Origin of the sequence: Serratia sp. Nf2 (assembly GCF_003028435.1) — a bacterium.
In the GTDB taxonomy this organism is placed as follows: Bacteria; Pseudomonadota; Gammaproteobacteria; order Enterobacterales; family Enterobacteriaceae; genus Serratia; species Serratia marcescens_L.
Genome location: NZ_PYTW01000002.1, coordinates 1 through 15,666, shown reverse-complemented (window position 1 = coordinate 15,666; position 15,666 = coordinate 1). Strand labels below are relative to the sequence as shown.

At 60.1% G+C, this 15,666-nt stretch carries 8 protein-coding genes and 1 rRNA gene; 5 read left to right on the top strand and 4 right to left on the bottom strand.

Annotated elements, in window-relative coordinates; translation table 11 throughout:
- Window positions 1-78: 78 nt before the first annotated feature.
- Window positions 79-2,172: a TonB-dependent receptor gene (locus C9411_RS05100; RefSeq protein ID WP_063988408.1), complete on the bottom strand. Its 2,094-nt coding sequence runs from the start codon at window positions 2,170-2,172 to the stop codon at window positions 79-81.
- Between the two features lie 534 nt (window positions 2,173-2,706).
- On the opposite strand from C9411_RS05100, the gene C9411_RS05095 reads away from it, so the two are divergent.
- Entirely contained in the window at window positions 2,707-4,317 is a 1,611-nt protein-coding gene (locus C9411_RS05095) for a condensation domain-containing protein (RefSeq protein WP_107226604.1), read from the top strand.
- 64 nt (window positions 4,318-4,381) lie between these two features.
- Entirely contained in the window at window positions 4,382-7,477 is a 3,096-nt protein-coding gene (locus C9411_RS05090) for an amino acid adenylation domain-containing protein (protein WP_107226603.1), read from the top strand.
- A 44-nt stretch (window positions 7,478-7,521) separates the two neighbouring features.
- Here the strand turns inward: C9411_RS05090 and C9411_RS05085 are convergent, their stop codons facing one another.
- Both C9411_RS05085 and gltP read right to left on the bottom strand, forming a co-directional pair.
- Window positions 7,522-8,865 carry a condensation domain-containing protein gene (locus tag C9411_RS05085; RefSeq protein ID WP_107226602.1) on the bottom strand — a complete coding sequence of 448 codons (1,344 nt, stop codon included), beginning with the start codon at window positions 8,863-8,865 and terminating at the stop codon, window positions 7,522-7,524.
- A 273-nt stretch (window positions 8,866-9,138) separates the two neighbouring features.
- A complete protein-coding gene (gene gltP, locus C9411_RS05080) occupies window positions 9,139-10,455 on the bottom strand; it encodes a glutamate/aspartate:proton symporter GltP (RefSeq protein WP_063988404.1) in 1,317 nt (438 codons plus the stop codon).
- A gap of 902 nt (window positions 10,456-11,357) precedes the next feature.
- Here gltP and acs point away from each other — a divergent pair.
- The 3 genes from acs (at window position 11,358) to actP (ending at window position 15,368) form a co-directional block, all read left to right on the top strand.
- A complete protein-coding gene (gene acs, locus C9411_RS05075; RefSeq protein ID WP_107226601.1) occupies window positions 11,358-13,316 on the top strand; it encodes an acetate--CoA ligase in 1,959 nt (652 codons plus the stop codon).
- A gap of 91 nt (window positions 13,317-13,407) precedes the next feature.
- Window positions 13,408-13,719 (top strand): DUF485 domain-containing protein, encoded by a 312-nt coding sequence (locus C9411_RS05070; protein WP_004930047.1) that lies wholly within the window; start codon window positions 13,408-13,410, stop codon window positions 13,717-13,719.
- Entirely contained in the window at window positions 13,716-15,368 is a 1,653-nt protein-coding gene (actP, locus tag C9411_RS05065; protein WP_063988402.1) for a cation/acetate symporter ActP, read from the top strand. The genes C9411_RS05070 and actP overlap by 4 nt, the downstream gene beginning before the upstream one ends.
- A gap of 177 nt (window positions 15,369-15,545) precedes the next feature.
- Here actP and rrf read toward each other — a convergent pair.
- Window positions 15,546-15,661, bottom strand: a 5S ribosomal RNA gene (gene rrf / locus C9411_RS05060).
- Between the last annotated feature and the right edge of the window lie 5 nt (window positions 15,662-15,666).

The following is a 15,666-nucleotide window of genomic DNA, read 5'->3' as shown; positions in this document are numbered from 1 at the left end:
TGCGTTATCTCCTTTGCCCGGCCGTGCCGGGATGACGCATGAAACGGGGGACATTCGTCCCCCGTCATCGCGATAGCGTTAGAAATTCAGCTCAACTGCTGCGCCGACCAGACGGCCTCGCTGGAGAGTCGCCGTGTAGATGTCGTTGCTTCTGACCATCTCGCGGCGGTCTGAATCAAACAGGTTTTTCGCATACAGCGTGGCGCGACCGTAGTCGAAGGTGTAAGCCAGCTGGGCGTTGGCCGTCCAATAGGAGCCGATGCGCCCGCGCGAATCGTTGTCGTATTGCGAATAGTAGGAGTCGGTAAACGCCACGTTGCTGCTCAGCTCCCACCCTTTCAAGAACTGATATTTAGCACCCATGTTGGCGGTGTAAGCCGGTGCGCGCGCCAGCTCATGCCCTTCCACGCCGCTGCCCGAGAACTTCTTGATGTCGGTTTTCAGCAGGCCGAGGTTGCCGAACAGTTCGAAGTCCCAACGCGGCTGCCAGGTGGCGCCGATTTCCGCGCCGTAGGTTTCCACCTTGTCGGCGTTACGGATCACGCTGGAGTTCTCACCCAACGAGTACGGCAGCTGCATATCTTTGTAATCGTTGTAGAAGACGTTAGCGGTCAGCACCACGTTGGCGTCTTTCAGATGGTGGCGGGTGTACAGCTCGTAGTTCCACACGTACTCGGAACCGTAGGTGTAGCTGACCACCGGCGTGCCGATCGTGATGCCGCCGCCGCCAGCGTTATAGCCGCGCGCGATCTTGGCACCGTAGGTTTGGGTATCCGTCGGTTTCCAGGCCACGTCCAGCTTCGGTAGAAACACGGTATAGGTTTCATCAAAGTCGATGCGCACCGCCTGGCTGCCGCCATCGCGGCGACGGTGTTCGCGTTCCAGACGGCTGGCGGCGGTCACGTCCACCTGCGGCGTCAGCGCATAGGTCAGCTCGGCGAACGCCGAATGGGTATCGGTTTTATCCTTGAAGGTCGATCCGCCGAAGATGTTGACGAACTCATCCTGCGTGCCGTGGAAGTAACGCAGCCCCGCCAGCCCGTGCAGGCGGCTGTCCGCGCCGCCGAAGCGCACCACCGGCTCTACGTGAACTTCCTGGCCGTCGATCTCGGCGTACTGGATATTGTAAGCCGTCGGACGGTTGATGTTGAAGTCGGTGTAGATAACGCGGTTTTCAAACGTCAGCGCATCGGAGGCCTCCCAGGCCAGATCCCAGATGGTGCTGTTCATGTTGCTTTTGAACACGGCGCGGCGCGGATCGTGGCGCGGATTGGTCGGGTGCGGCTGCGGGTTGAGGCTTTCGTTCTGTGGCGCGGTGCTGCCGAAGTGGTTAAAGGTCAGCTTGGTGGTCAGGTCGCGCAGGCCGGCCGGGTTGAACAACAGCTTGGCGCGGGCGGTGGTGGCTTCCACTTCACGCGGATCGCCCACCGGCGCATAGGCCGGCAGGTCAGCCTCGCTGCGGCGGCGCTGGCGATCGACGCTGACGCGGAACGCCAGCTGATCTTCCACCAGCGGGCCGGACGCCATGGCCGCCAGCTGTGAAGAGTGCTGGTTGCCGGCCCCGCCCTTGAAGGCGCTTTCCCATTCGAAGGTCGGATCTTTACTGGCCATGACGATGGCGCCGGCGATGGCGTTGCGCCCCTGAATATAGCTTTGCGGGCCGAGGAACACTTCGACGCGATCCAGATCCCACAGCGACTGTGGGCCGAACGCCTGTTCGTTATAGGTCAGCGAACGGCCGTCCAACGACAGATTGAGGCGCGGGCGGGTGCCGCTGAGGAAGGCGTTGGCGCCGACGTTCGGGCCGGAACCGTCGATGCCGCGCACGGTCGGGAGTTCGTTGCCGATGCCCAGATCCACCACGTTGGGGGTCATGCGCAGCAGATCGGGGATCTGCACCGCGTCGGGCATCGAGGCGATGCGGTTGCTGTCGAACACCTGCACGCTAGAGCCGGTGTCGAAAATGGAACGTTTGATCTTCTCACCGGTGACCAGCAGCGTTTCCGCGTCCTGGTAGGTTTCGTTGCTCTTGGTTTCCGCCGCGTTGACGTTACCGATCGCCAGTGAACAAACCCCTAAAAATACGGAGGAAAACGCCCCAATGGCTTTCAACCCCGCTTTTTCCCCGTTTCCTACGCTTTCATGCCGTTGAGCCGCAAAATGCTTGCCCATAGATGTCTTCTCCTTTCATCCCAGAGGTGCACAAAATTTGATTTTTTTTACACAACCTACATCGACACTCACACAGACCTTGACGCTCCGGCCTTCCCGACCTTTGTGTTGCTTATCCCTGCGGCAAACCCATGCCTTGCGCGGCCGAACGGGCGCGGCCCCGTCCACGGCCAAGCCGCCGGCGGAGCGGCCGGCGGCTTGTATAAAAACGTAAAATAATGTTAAGAATGATAATATTTTGCATATTCTAATGCAAATCATTATCAACAAAGATGAGGGGACGAGCACGCAAACAGCCAGAAGGCCTTATACTTTTGCAGGTAAAACACGCGCTGCAATAACAAGCAATCATTGCAATGCTAAGAATAATATAAATAAATTATTCACACTCAACACCATCTGCGCCATCCACCGCTAAAACCCCTTATAGATAGCACCTCCGCGCCAAATGGATCAAATAATAATAATTTTCATTCCTATTAACATTTGGATATATTCTTGCAGTCTCGTTGGCTGAATCAAAATGGATACCCGATGAAAGCTTTAACCACGATGCAGGCCGCCTATTGGGTAGGCCGACAGTCCGCTCCTCCTCTCGGCGGCATGGCCGCCCACCTGTACGCGGAATTCGACGGCGGCGAGCTGGACATCGCCCGGTTGCGCCAGGCCGTCGATGCGTTGTACCTGCATCATCCGCTGTTACGCCTGCGCATTACCGATGATGGCCGCCAGACCATCGCGCCTCCCGGCCCCCGGCATACTTTGCATCTCGACGACTGGCGGCACGCCGATACAGCGACGCTGGCGGCCGCGCTCGCCGCCAAACGCCAGGCGAAAAGCACCCAGTTGCTACCGTTGGAACAGGGCGTGCCCTGCGATATCAGCCTGAGCCTGATGCCGGAAGGGCGCAGCCGCCTGCATGTCGATCTCGATATGATCGCCGGCGATGCCATGAGCTTTCGCCTGTTGATGGAAGATCTGACGGCGTTTTATCACCAGTGCCCACCGTCCCCCTCCCATGACGCGCTACCGGCCTACTTCGACCACCTCGAACGGCGCGACGCCGACGAGGCGCTGCGCCAGCGGCGCGAACGCGGCCAGCGTTGGTGGCGTGAACGCCTGGCGCAGGTGCCCCCGGCGCCGCGCCTGCTGCGCACGCCGGACCGCTGCCGCAGCGATCGCCTGGCCGTACAGCTGAATGCGGAAGAAAGCCGCGCGCTGGAGAACGTCGCCAAACGGCACCACACCTCGCTCTCGACGCTGTTTTTAGCGCTGTTCGCCCTGGCCGTCGGCCAGGGTTGGAACATGACGCGCTTCCGGCTCAACGTGCCGCTGTTCCACCGCGAGAGCGAACGGGAGGACGCGCATCGCCTCATCGGCGATTTCTCCAACCTAGTGCTGCTCGGCGTGGAACTGAATCCGACGGAAAATCTGAGCGCCTTCTGCCGGCGCCTGATGACGCAGCTGGCGGAATTGATCGAGCATGCGGATTACCCCGGTGTGAGCGTGATGCGCGATCTGTCGCGCCTGCACGGCAGCCTGCAGCCTTCGCCGGTGGTGTTTACCGCCGGTTTTGGCATCCGCGGCAAGACGCTGTTTTCCGAACGGGTCACCGACACCTTCGGCCGTCTCGGCTGGGTCATCTCTCAGGGGCCGCAGGTGGCGCTGGATGCGCAGGTCGCCCACGTCGACGACGGCATTCTGATCAACTGGGACGTGCGGCTGGATGCGTTCCCCGAGCAGGTGCTGCCACGCCTGCTGGCCTGTTACCGGGCGCTGCTGCACCTGGCCGCGCGGCAAACGGCGGCGTTCGATCGCCCGCTGTCGCAGCTGCTGGCGCAATGCACGCCCGACGCGCTGGCGCAGCAAGCGCCGGTGCGCCTGGTGCTGCACCGGCTGCTGGCGCGAGTGGCCCCCGAGGCTAGCTTGCACGACCACGACGATATCCGCCGCTTGGCCTTGCCGGATGCCGGGGTGAACGCGCTGCTGACGGTGCTCAACAAGTATCTGGCGGCAGCGCTGACGGCGCAGGATCTGGCGGCGCACTCCTCCCCTGCGGCGCTGGCGGCGCTGATCTGCCAACGCTCGCCCGAGGCAGGACGGCATGCGAAAACGCTGCTCGCCGCGCTGGCGCCGCAGCACTGAGATCGGTTTCCGGGCGCGCGACGCCCGGCTCGTTTTAATCGGTTAGCGACTATAGGGAAGTACCATGGAGACAGCATTAACCGCACTGCAGCAGGCCTATCTTCTGGGCCGCAGCGATCGATGGCCGCTCGGCGGCGTGGCGATGCACGACTTTCGCGAATACCGCGCCCGGCAGCTGGATGTACCGCGCCTTGAAGCGCGCCTGACCGAGCTGGTACAGCACTACCCAGCGTTGCGCACCTGCATCGATGTGCAGCGCGGCACGCAGCACGTACGCCCGGAGGTGACGCTGCATCTGGATCGTCACGATCTGCGCGCCCTTGATGGCGAAGCGTCGCAGCGCCAGGTCGAACAACTGCGCGAGCGATACTCCCACCAGCGCCACGATCCGAGCCAACCGCTGTGGCGCATCGCCGTGATCCAACGGGCCGAACAGCAGGATCCGACGGGATCGCCGTACGATACGCTGATCTTCACCAGCTTCGATGCGTTGATCCTCGACGGCCAGGGGATCTCCACCGTGATCGCTCGCCTGTTTGACGATCGCCCTCTGGCGCCGACCGCCGCTGCGCTGCCGCTCCCCGCCGCACCGGCGGCGCAGCGGCAGGCCGATGCCGCCTACTGGCGCGAAAAGCTGCAGGATGTCACCACCCCGTCGGCATTGCCGTGGCGCGCCCCGCTCGCCAATCTCTCCTCGTCACGCTATCGCCGCGTCAGCCTGACGCTGCCGCACGATACGATAAAACAGCTCGGCCGCCTGGGATCGCCACACGCGCTGCTGCGCAACAGCCTGCTCTCGGCGCTGATCCTCGATACGCTGGCCCACTGGACCACCGACGGCGAGCTGTGCGTCGGCGTGCCGGTGGCATTCCCCGCCGCCGACGGTGCACTGGGCAACGCCTCCAGCTTCGTGGCGGTACGCTATTCGCGCCACGGCGAAGATTTTATCCAGCGCGCGCAAGCCCTGCAGGACGACGTGCTCGGCGCGCTCGATCACCTGACGTTTTCCGGCGTCGATCTGGCGCGGCAATTGCTCGGCCAAAGCCAGGGCGGCCCGGCGCTGCCGGTGATCCTGACCAACTGTCTGGGCTGGGAGACGCTGCCGGCCGAGGCGCCGGTGCGCTTTCACGATGGCCTGACCCAAACACCGCAGGTCGCCATCGACATTCGCCTGACGCTGGACAGCGAAAAAAACCTGCAGCTGTGCGTAGACTACGCCGAGCAGGCGCTGCATGGCGAACAGGTAGAAGCCATGCTGGCGGCGTTGCAGCGACGCATCCTGCATAGCTGCCAACGGGCCGACCTGGCGGTCGCGCCGCGGGACTTCATCGATCTGGCGCATTATCGCCACAACGACAGCGAAGCGAATTACGCGCCTTATCCTTATCTGGCGCAGCTGGCCGAGCGGCTGTTCGGCGAGCAAAACGGCGGCAGCGCGCTGATCTGCGGCGAGCAGACGCTGACCTACCGCGAGCTGGGCCAGCGGATCGCCACGGCGATCGCCAACCTGCAGAGCCGCGGCGTGCAACCGGGCAACGTGGTCGCGCTGTATCTGCCGCGCAGCCCGGAACAGATCATCTTCAGCCTCGCCTGCGCCCTGCAGGGCGTGATCTGGGTGCCTGTCGACATCAACTCGCCGCCGGAACGCACCGCCTACCTGCTGGAGAATTGCCGGCCGACGCTGGTGGTGCACGGCGGCGATCTCGAAACGCCGCTCGGCGTGACGCCGGCGACCCTGCTGGCGCCGACGGATCGCGCGCCCGCGCTGCCGGATGAACAGGCGCTGGCGGAACGCAGCGCCAGCCTGGCCGCGAGCTACTACCTGTATACCTCCGGCACCACCGGTAAGCCCAAATGCGTGGTGCTCAACAACCGCGCCACTGCCAATGTCGTCCACCAGACCCAGCAGCGCTGGGCGGTCACCGCCGACGACGTCTTCATTTCCGTCACGCCGCCGCACCATGACATGTCGATGTTCGATCTGTTTGGTTCGCTGTGCGCCGGCGCCACGCTGGTGCTGCCGGCGCCGCATCAGGAAAAAGACGCTATCAGCTGGAACCAGTTGGTGGAAAAGCACCGGGTTAGCCTGTGGTGTTCGGTGCCCGCCATTCTGGAGATGCTGCTCACCTGCAAAACGGCCGACAGCCTGCGCTCGCTGCGCCTGGTGGCGCAAGGCGGCGACTACATCAAGCCGGCGACGGTGCAAACCCTGCGCACCTTGCGCCCGGATCTCGCGCTGTTCTCACTCGGCGGACCGACCGAAACCACCATCTGGAGCATCTGGCACCCGATCGCCCCGCAGGAGAGCGGCACCGTGCCTTACGGCCGCCCGCTGCCGGCCAACCGCTACTTCATCTGCCATGACGACGGCAGCCACTGCCCGGCCGGCGTGGTCGGCCGCATTCATACCGCCGGGGTGAACCTGGCGTTGGGCTACCTGGAGCAGGGGGAGCTGAAGCAGCACGATTTCGTTACCCTCGAAGGGCCGGATGGGCAACCGCTGCGCGCTTTTCGCACCGGCGATCAGGGCTACTACCGAACAGACGGCAACATCATGTTCGCCGCCCGGGTGAACGGCTATGTGAAGATCCGCGGCGTGCGCGTCTCGCTGCCGGAAATCGAAGACGTGCTGCGCCGCCATCCGGCGATCCTGGATATGGTGGTGGTGGATTATCCCAGCGGAGAGAACAACGAGGCGGCGCTCGGCGCCCTGTATCTGACCCGCGACGGCAAACCGCTGCCGCTGTCCGAGATCCGCGCCTTCGCCACCGGCTATCTGCCCTGTACCCATATTCCTACGCGCTTTATCCATGCCGAGGCGCTGCCGTTGTCCGCCAACGGCAAAACCGACCGCCATCGCATCCGTGCCGACCTGAACCACCAGCAAACCGCGCTGGCGCTGAACGCCTGTGCGGCCCCGCCGCCGAACGCACCGTTGGCGCGCAGCGCAGAGATCCTGACCATTTACTGGCAGGCGATCGGCGTGACGCCGCGCCCGGAATGGGGGGAAGAGACGGCGTTTATCGCCATGGGGCTGAAGCTGCCGCATATCAAACAGGTAGCGGCACGCCTCAATGACGCTTTCGGCACCCGTCTGGTAAGCAGTTCGCTCCTGCCGTGCAAGAACGCGCGCGAAGTGGCGGCGTTGCTGGCCAACTGAAACCACACCACTCGGGCGGGGTCATTCCCCCCGCCCGCATTTTCTCAGGCGGGCAACGCCGTCAGGGCCGCCAGCGGCTGCTCCCAGGCTCCCCGCTGCAGCGCGCGCAACAGAAATTCTTGCAGCGCCTCGCCATAGTCCAGTGCATCCTCCGTCGGGAACTGTTCCAGATAAATATCGATATCCACCTGCAGATCGCGGGCGTCGGTGCGGCCGCGATAAGTCAGGTTGAAGCCATCGCCCGAGCCGCCGGCCAATACGCTGCGGGTACCGCTACAGCCAGTAAAACGGGGCGCATCGAAGGGTTGCACGTTGATGAAAGGGGAAATAAAGAAGCGCGAGTCCGGTTCTACGCCGCGATCGGCGGCCAATTGACGCAGGCGGTAGCCGGCGTGGCTGCGCAGCTCCCGCAACTGCTGCGTCAGAGTGGTCAGAAAGCCCCCCAGCGTCTCCGCTTGCGGCGGTGACACCAGCAGCGGCAGAGTATTGACCGCCAGCGAAGGCACGTTGGTGGCGGCCTGCCCACGGCGATTCATCGCCGGCATCCACATCGGCAACGCATCGCCCTGCCGGGTGTCGCGCGGCATCACCTGAAACAGCCAGGCCGCCGACAGCGCCACCAGCAAGTCGGGCCAATTGATGCCGCTACGCTCCGCCAACTGCGCCAGACAGTGCGACACCGCCGCCGGCAGCCGGTGGCGGGTGCTCAAACGCCGCACGCCATAGGCCTCACCACCCTTACGCACCGTCGGCAGCGCCTGCGACGGCGGCAGATAGGTCTGCCAAAAGCGCCGATCGCGCTCGCATCGCTCAGAATCAGCGTAGGCCAACTCAGCCTGTTGAAAGGCGTCGAAAGCGCCCAAGGGCATACCCGCGCTGCCTTCACCCAGATAGTGTGCATACAACGCGGCGCAGCGGTGTTCAATTAGCGCCATACCGAAACCATCAACCAGAATATGGTGCGCACGTACGTACCAGAGGTAGCGCTCCGGCCCCAGCTTGATCAGCCAGGCGGCGGCTAACGGTTCGCGGTGCAGCGCGCGGCGCTGCGCGATATCTTCGCGCATCAGGCTTTGCGCCGCCTGCCAGGGATCGCCGTGCGTTTGCAGATCGATGCGTTGCAATGGCGGTGTGCGCTGCGGATCGTAACGTAACAGCGGGGGAGAGTCGCCATGCCGCTCACCAAAGCGCAAGGCAAACGCCTGCGTCTCGGCAAGGGTGGTGGCGATCGCCCGACAGAGCATCTCTTCCTCTATCGCGCCGCACAGTTCGGTGCAATGTGCGACGGTGGACAGGGTCTGCCCGGGGTGCAAGGTGTGTTCTTCCCAGAAATCAAGCTGCGCTGGCGCCAGCGGCAACCATTCAGAGGCCAAAGCGGTGTCCGACATGTTACCTACCTTTGATAAGCCCGAATAAAGACGCCGAACGGGCGTAACCCGCCGTTCAACGGCTTTTGCGTGTCTCCATACATCATCAAATGAAAATGATAATAACATCTATTATCATTTCTATTAATTTGGTAACACTTTAGATTCTGTTAAGCGGGGATGCAAGTCACGCAGTAGGGACGGAGGAAAGAAAGTGACGGGTAGAAGGCTCATAAAAGCAAAACGCCCCGGCACAGCTGCCTGGGGCGTTTTAACGTCGGCGATGTTCGATAATTAGGCCTGATTGGCCGGCTTCACCTTCTGCGCCAGAAACTCCGTTTCGTAGGCCAGCGCCTTCTTGCGATCGAACTGGTGTTCCCACTTGGCGATCACCAGCACCGCCAGCGCGTTACCCACGACGTTCAGCGCGGTGCGCGCCATATCCAGGATACGGTCCACGCCGGCGATGAACGCCAGGCCTTCCAGCGGAATGCCGACGCTGCCCAGCGTAGCCAGCAGCACCACGAACGAGACGCCCGGCACGCCGGCAATCCCTTTCGAGGTGACCATCAGCGTCAGCACCAGCACGATCTCTTGCCCCAACGACAGCTCGATGCCGTACAGCTGGGCGATAAAGATAGCGGCGATGCTCTGGTACAGCGTCGAGCCATCCAGGTTAAAGGAGTAGCCGGTCGGCACCACGAAGCTGGTGATCGACTTGGGCGCGCCGTAAGCCTCCATCTTTTCGATGATGCGCGGCAGCACCGTTTCCGAGCTGGCGGTGGAATAAGCCAGGATCAGTTCGTCTTTCAGGATGCGGATCAGCGTCCAGATGCGCAGGTTGCACAGCCGGGCGACCGCCCCCAGCACCACCAGGGCGAAGAACGCGATGGCGAAGTATACCAGCACCACCAGCTTGGCCAGCGGCAGCAGCGAAGCGAAACCGAAGTTGGCTACCGTAACCGAAATCAGGCCAAACACCCCGATAGGCGCATAGCGCATGATCATGTGGGTGACTTTGAACATGCTTTCGGACACCGCCTTGAACACCTTCAGCAACGGCTCTTTGGTCTCTTTCGGCAACGACGACAGCCCCAGACCAAACAGCACCGAGAAGAAGATAATCGGCAGCATGTCGCCCTTGGCCATCGACGAGAAGACGTTCGACGGGATCAGCGACAGAATGGTCGCCACCAGACTGTGCGAACCGCTTTGCACCTGTTCGGTGGTTTTCTCATATTGCGAAATATCCACCGTGGTCAGCGTCGACATATCGATGCCGTGGCCAGGTTGGAATACGTTGGCCAACGTCAACCCCACCACGATGGCGATGGTGGTGATCACTTCGAAGTAAATAATGGTTTTCAATCCGATGCGGCCCAGCTTTTTCGCATCCCCCACGCCGGCAATACCGACGATCAGCGTGGAAATAACGATCGGCACCACAATCATCTTGATCAGGCGAATAAAGATATCACCCGCCGGGCTGAGAATATTGCTCACCAGCCACTCACGAGATTCGGTCTGGTTGTGCAACACTGCGCCAACAATAATACCCAGTACCAACGCGATCAGGATTTGCCAAGCCAGGCTAATTTTTACACTTTTCATACCCAAAAAGTCCTCAAAGACTCTTTTCACCGTACAAAGTCGCAACACGGCGAAAAGAATACTTAATCATTTATTACAGGCTTATGTTAATTCAGTGGAAGCGTTCACCGGCCCTGGGTGCAACGCAGTATAAATCTGTATCATCCGGGCGGCATGCTCTGCAAGCCTTGATTTGTCAGGGTTGAGCGCTGAATCGAATCACAAAAATTTCGCGTAACTATTTCAAACGGCATAATTGGTTGTTATTAAAAACATAATTTTTCATACAATGAAGTACATAACCGCGCCGACGACGTTTTTTTGAACACAATTGAAATGCGTTATTTTTCGCCCATTCTGCATATTTAGTCCGCATCAAATGTTTATATTTTGTTACTTAAAAGTCAAATAAATGAGAATTGGCCGAGTGACATGCTCCTCTATAAATGCAGAGCTACTTTATATTGCGATTAAAAAACGAACGATATTGCAGGCTGAATATCCTCGGGTATCTCCCGACCTTTCATCAGGAATTAAAGGTTAATAAAACGTTATTTCACGATATGCCGTCCATCGTTATATCGCGTTAATACCAACTTCGAATATTAATAGCGAAAAATAATCCAAAAAGATTTATAGCGCGAAATAACGCAGGCCTTTCCACCGATTTATTTGGCACGGGGCAAATAACTTTACCTTTGTTTATTCTTTTTTGTTCTTTAGATAAGTGTTTTTGGCTAAAAACACGGGTTTATGATGATTTAAACGCCAAAGAGATAGATACGTCCTGCAAATGCGACAGAACGATTACAAATCAATATCTTTGTTGCGTGATCTGCCGCGCAAAAAAGAAACAAAGAATCGTAGCAAACTATACTTAACCTTCAGTTGACATATCATTAACAACTTCAAGGAGAAAAGCTATGAGCCAACTGCATAAACACGCTATTCCTTCTGCAATTGCAGAACGCGCCCTGATTAATCCGGCACAATACCAACAGTATTATCAACAGTCGGTTCAAGACCCAGAGGCTTTCTGGGGTGAGCATGGCAAAATCCTGGACTGGATCAAACCCTATACCAAAGTCAAAAATACCTCGTTCGATCCCGGCCACGTCAGCATTCGTTGGTTTGAAGACGGCACGTTGAACCTGTCAGCCAACTGTTTGGACCGCCATCTGGCTGAGCGCGGCGACCAGACCGCCATTATCTGGGAAGGCGATGACCCGACCCAATCCAAGCACGTGACTTACAAACAGCTGCACCATGACGTCTGCCAGTTCGCCAACGTGCTGAAAAAGCTCGGCGTGAAAAAAGGCGACGTGGTGGCTATCTATATGCCGATGGTGCCGGAAGCGGCGGTCGCGATGCTGGCCTGCGCGCGCATCGGCGCCGTACATTCGGTGATCTTCGGCGGTTTCTCGCCGGAAGCGGTCGCCGGGCGCATTATCGACTCCAACGCCAAACTGGTCATCACCGCCGATGAAGGCCTGCGCGCCGGCCGCGCCGTACCGCTGAAAAAGAACGTCGACGATGCGCTGAAAAATCCCGGCGTGGTCAGCGTGGCCAACGTGGTGGTATTCCAGCGCACCGGGAAACCGGGTTACTGGCAGGAAGGGCGCGATCTGTGGTGGCATGAGCTGACACAGGGCGTTTCCGCCGACTGCCCGCCGGAAGAAGTGAACGCCGAAGATCCGCTGTTTATCCTGTACACCTCCGGCTCGACCGGCAAGCCGAAAGGTGTGCTGCACACCACCGGCGGCTACCTGGTGTACGCCGCGATGACCTTTAAGTATGTGTTCGACTATCACGACGGCGACATTTACTGGTGTACCGCCGACGTGGGCTGGGTCACCGGCCACAGCTATCTGCTGTACGGCCCGCTGGCCTGCGGCGCCACCACGCTGATGTTCGAAGGCGTGCCTAACTATCCGGGCGTCAATCGCCTGTCGCAGGTGATCGACAAGCACCAGGTCAACATTCTGTATACCGCGCCGACCGCCATTCGCGCCCTGATGGCCGAAGGCGACAAGGCGATCGAGGGCACCCGACGCGATTCGCTGCGCATCATGGGCTCGGTCGGTGAACCGATCAACCCGGAAGCCTGGGAGTGGTATTACAACAAGATAGGCAACGCAAAGTGCCCGATCGTCGATACCTGGTGGCAAACCGAAACCGGCGGCTTCATGATTACCCCGCTGCCGGGCGCTACCGAGCTGAAGGCCGGTTCCGCCACGCGGCCTTTCTTCGGCGTGCAGCCGGCGCTGGTCGATAACGTCGGCACACCGCAGGAAGGCGCCTGCGAAGGCAACCTGGTGATCGTCGACTCCTGGCCGGGCCAGGCACGTACCCTGTTCGGCGATCATGACCGCTTCGAGCAAACCTACTTCTCGACCTTCAAAGGCATGTACTTCAGCGGTGACGGCGCTCGCCGCGACGAGGACGGTTACTACTGGATCACCGGCCGCGTCGACGACGTGCTGAACGTCTCCGGCCACCGTCTGGGTACCGCCGAGATCGAGTCTGCGCTGGTATCGCACCCGAAAATCGCCGAAGCGGCAGTGGTCGGTATTCCTCACAACATCAAAGGCCAGGCGATCTACGCCTACATCACGCTGAACCACGGCGAAGAACCGACGCCGGAGCTCTATACCGAAGTGCGCAACTGGGTGCGCAAAGAGATAGGGCCGATCGCCACGCCGGACGTGCTGCACTGGACAGATTCGCTGCCCAAAACGCGCTCCGGCAAGATCATGCGGCGTATCCTGCGCAAAATTGCCGCCGGCGACACCAGCAACCTGGGGGACACCTCCACGCTGGCGGATCCGGCCGTAGTCGACAAGCTGTTGGAAGAAAAACAATCAATGAAAGTGCCGTCATAATTTACGCCGCTTCAGGCCGCTCATTCGGATAACGTGCCGTTGAGCGGCCCTGGCGCGGCGTACTCTCTCAATACCGACTGGAGACACTCTGATGAATGACACCATTTATCAAGGGATTGAAGAAAACCCGCGCTTTAAAGAGCTGGTGAGAAAACGCGGCCGGTTCGCCTGGCTGCTTTCACTGATTACGCTGGCGCTGTACGTCGGCTTTATTCTGTTGATCGCCTTCGATCCGCAATGGCTCGGCACGCCGATCGCCGCCGGATCGACCATCACCCGCGGGATCCCGGTCGGTGTCGGGCTGATCGTGATCTCTTTCGTCTTGACAGGGATCTACGTGTTTCGCGCCAACGGCGAGTTCGATCGCCTCACCGCAGAAATCCTGCGTGAGGTGAAACAATGAAGCGCTTATTGTCCACCGCCGCGCTGCTGTTGCTGCCCGGTCTGGCCTGCGCCGACGCCATCGGCGGCGAAGTGCATCGTCAACCGCTGAACATCCAGGCGATCGTGATGTTTATCCTGTTTGTCGGCGCCACCCTGTACATTACCTATTGGGCTTCCAAACGCACCCGTTCCCGCCAGGACTACTACACCGCGGGCGGGCGCATCACCGGCCTGCAAAACGGCCTGGCGATCGCCGGCGACTTCATGTCCGCCGCTTCGTTCCTCGGTATCTCCGCCCTGGTCTACACCTCCGGCTATGACGGCCTGATCTATTCCATCGGCTTCCTCATCGGCTGGCCGATCATTCTGTTCCTGATCGCGGAGCGCCTGCGCAACCTCGGCCGTTATACCTTTGCCGACGTCGCCTCTTACCGTCTGCAGCAGAAACCGATCCGCACCCTGTCGGCCTGCGGCTCGTTGGTGGTGGTGGCGCTGTATCTGATTGCGCAGATGGTCGGTGCCGGCAAGCTGATCCAGCTGCTGTTCGGGCTCAACTACCACGTGGCGGTGATTCTGGTCGGCATTTTGATGGTGCTGTATGTGCTGTTTGGCGGCATGTTGGCCACCACCTGGGTGCAAATCATCAAGGCGGTGCTGCTGCTGGCCGGCGCCAGCTTTATGGCGCTGATGGTGATGAAGTCGGTTAACTTCGACTTCAATACCCTGTTCGCCGAAGCGGTGAAGGTGCACCCGAAAGGCATCGCCATCATGAGCCCCGGCGGCCTGGTGTCCGATCCGATTTCCGCGCTGTCACTCGGCCTGGCGCTGATGTTCGGCACCGCCGGTTTGCCGCATATCCTGATGCGCTTCTTCACCGTGAGCGACGCCAAAGAAGCGCGCAAGAGCGTGTTCTACGCCACCGGTTTTATCGGTTACTTCTATATTCTGACCTTTATCATCGGCTTCGGCGCCATCTTGCTGGTCAGCGCTAATCCGGCGTTCAAAGACGCCACCGGCGCGCTGCTGGGCGGCACCAACATGGCGGCGGTGCACCTGGCCAATGCCGTTGGCGGCAACTTCTTCCTCGGCTTTATCTCGGCAGTGGCCTTTGCCACCATTCTGGCGGTCGTCGCGGGCCTGACGCTGGCCGGCGCCTCGGCCGTTTCCCATGACCTGTACGCCAGCGTGATGAAAAACGGCAAGGCAACCGAGCGCGACGAACTGAGAGTATCCAAGATCACCGTTGTGGTGCTAGGCATTGTCGCCATTGCCCTGGGGATTTTATTCGAGAAGCAGAACATCGCCTTTATGGTCGGGTTGGCGTTCTCCATCGCCGCCAGCTGTAACTTCCCTATTATCATTCTGTCGATGTACTGGTCACGTTTGACTACCCGCGGCGCGATGATTGGCGGCTGGCTGGGCCTGTTGACGGCGGTGATTCTGATGATCCTCGGCCCGACGATCTGGGTGCAGATCCTAGGCCATGAAAAACCGATTTACCCGTATGAATACCCGGCGCTGTTCTCGATGATCGTGGCCTTTGTCGGTACCTGGCTATTCTCGATCACCGACAGTTCGCTGGCCGGGCAGCAGGAGCGGGAACGCTTCCGGGCTCAGTTTGTCCGTTCGCAGACCGGGCTGGGCATCTCTCAGGGCAGCTCGCATTGACCGAATAATAAGTGAAAAAAGCAAACACACCCTAATCAAAGGCCCTTCGGGGCCTTTTCTCTGGCTGTCTGTTGGAGAGAAGCTGGGAAAAGCAGCGCAGCATAGCTGCGCTTTTTTGCGTTTTACGCATAGCAAAAAGCCCTGAACGTCAGTTCAGGGCTTTCGGCTTGGTTTGATGCCTGGCAGTGTCCTACTCTCGCATGGGGAGACCCCACACTACCATCGGCGCTACGGCGTTTCACTTCTGAGTTCGGCATGGGGTCAGGTGGGACCACCGCGCTATTGCCGCCAGGCAAAT

Excerpts from the sequence above, each read along its gene's own strand:
- C9411_RS05100 (WP_063988408.1), bottom strand. The coding sequence starts at position 2,172 with ATGGGCAAGCATTTTGCGGCTCAACGGCATGAAAGCGTAGGAAACGGG.
- C9411_RS05095 (WP_107226604.1), top strand. The coding sequence starts at position 2,707 with ATGAAAGCTTTAACCACGATGCAGGCCGCCTATTGGGTAGGCCGACAG.
- C9411_RS05090 (WP_107226603.1), top strand. The coding sequence starts at position 4,382 with ATGGAGACAGCATTAACCGCACTGCAGCAGGCCTATCTTCTGGGCCGC.
- C9411_RS05085 (WP_107226602.1), bottom strand. The coding sequence starts at position 8,865 with ATGTCGGACACCGCTTTGGCCTCTGAATGGTTGCCGCTGGCGCCAGCG.
- gltP (WP_063988404.1), bottom strand. The coding sequence starts at position 10,455 with ATGAAAAGTGTAAAAATTAGCCTGGCTTGGCAAATCCTGATCGCGTTG.
- acs (WP_107226601.1), top strand. The coding sequence starts at position 11,358 with ATGAGCCAACTGCATAAACACGCTATTCCTTCTGCAATTGCAGAACGC.
- C9411_RS05070 (WP_004930047.1), top strand. The coding sequence starts at position 13,408 with ATGAATGACACCATTTATCAAGGGATTGAAGAAAACCCGCGCTTTAAA.
- actP (WP_063988402.1), top strand. The coding sequence starts at position 13,716 with ATGAAGCGCTTATTGTCCACCGCCGCGCTGCTGTTGCTGCCCGGTCTG.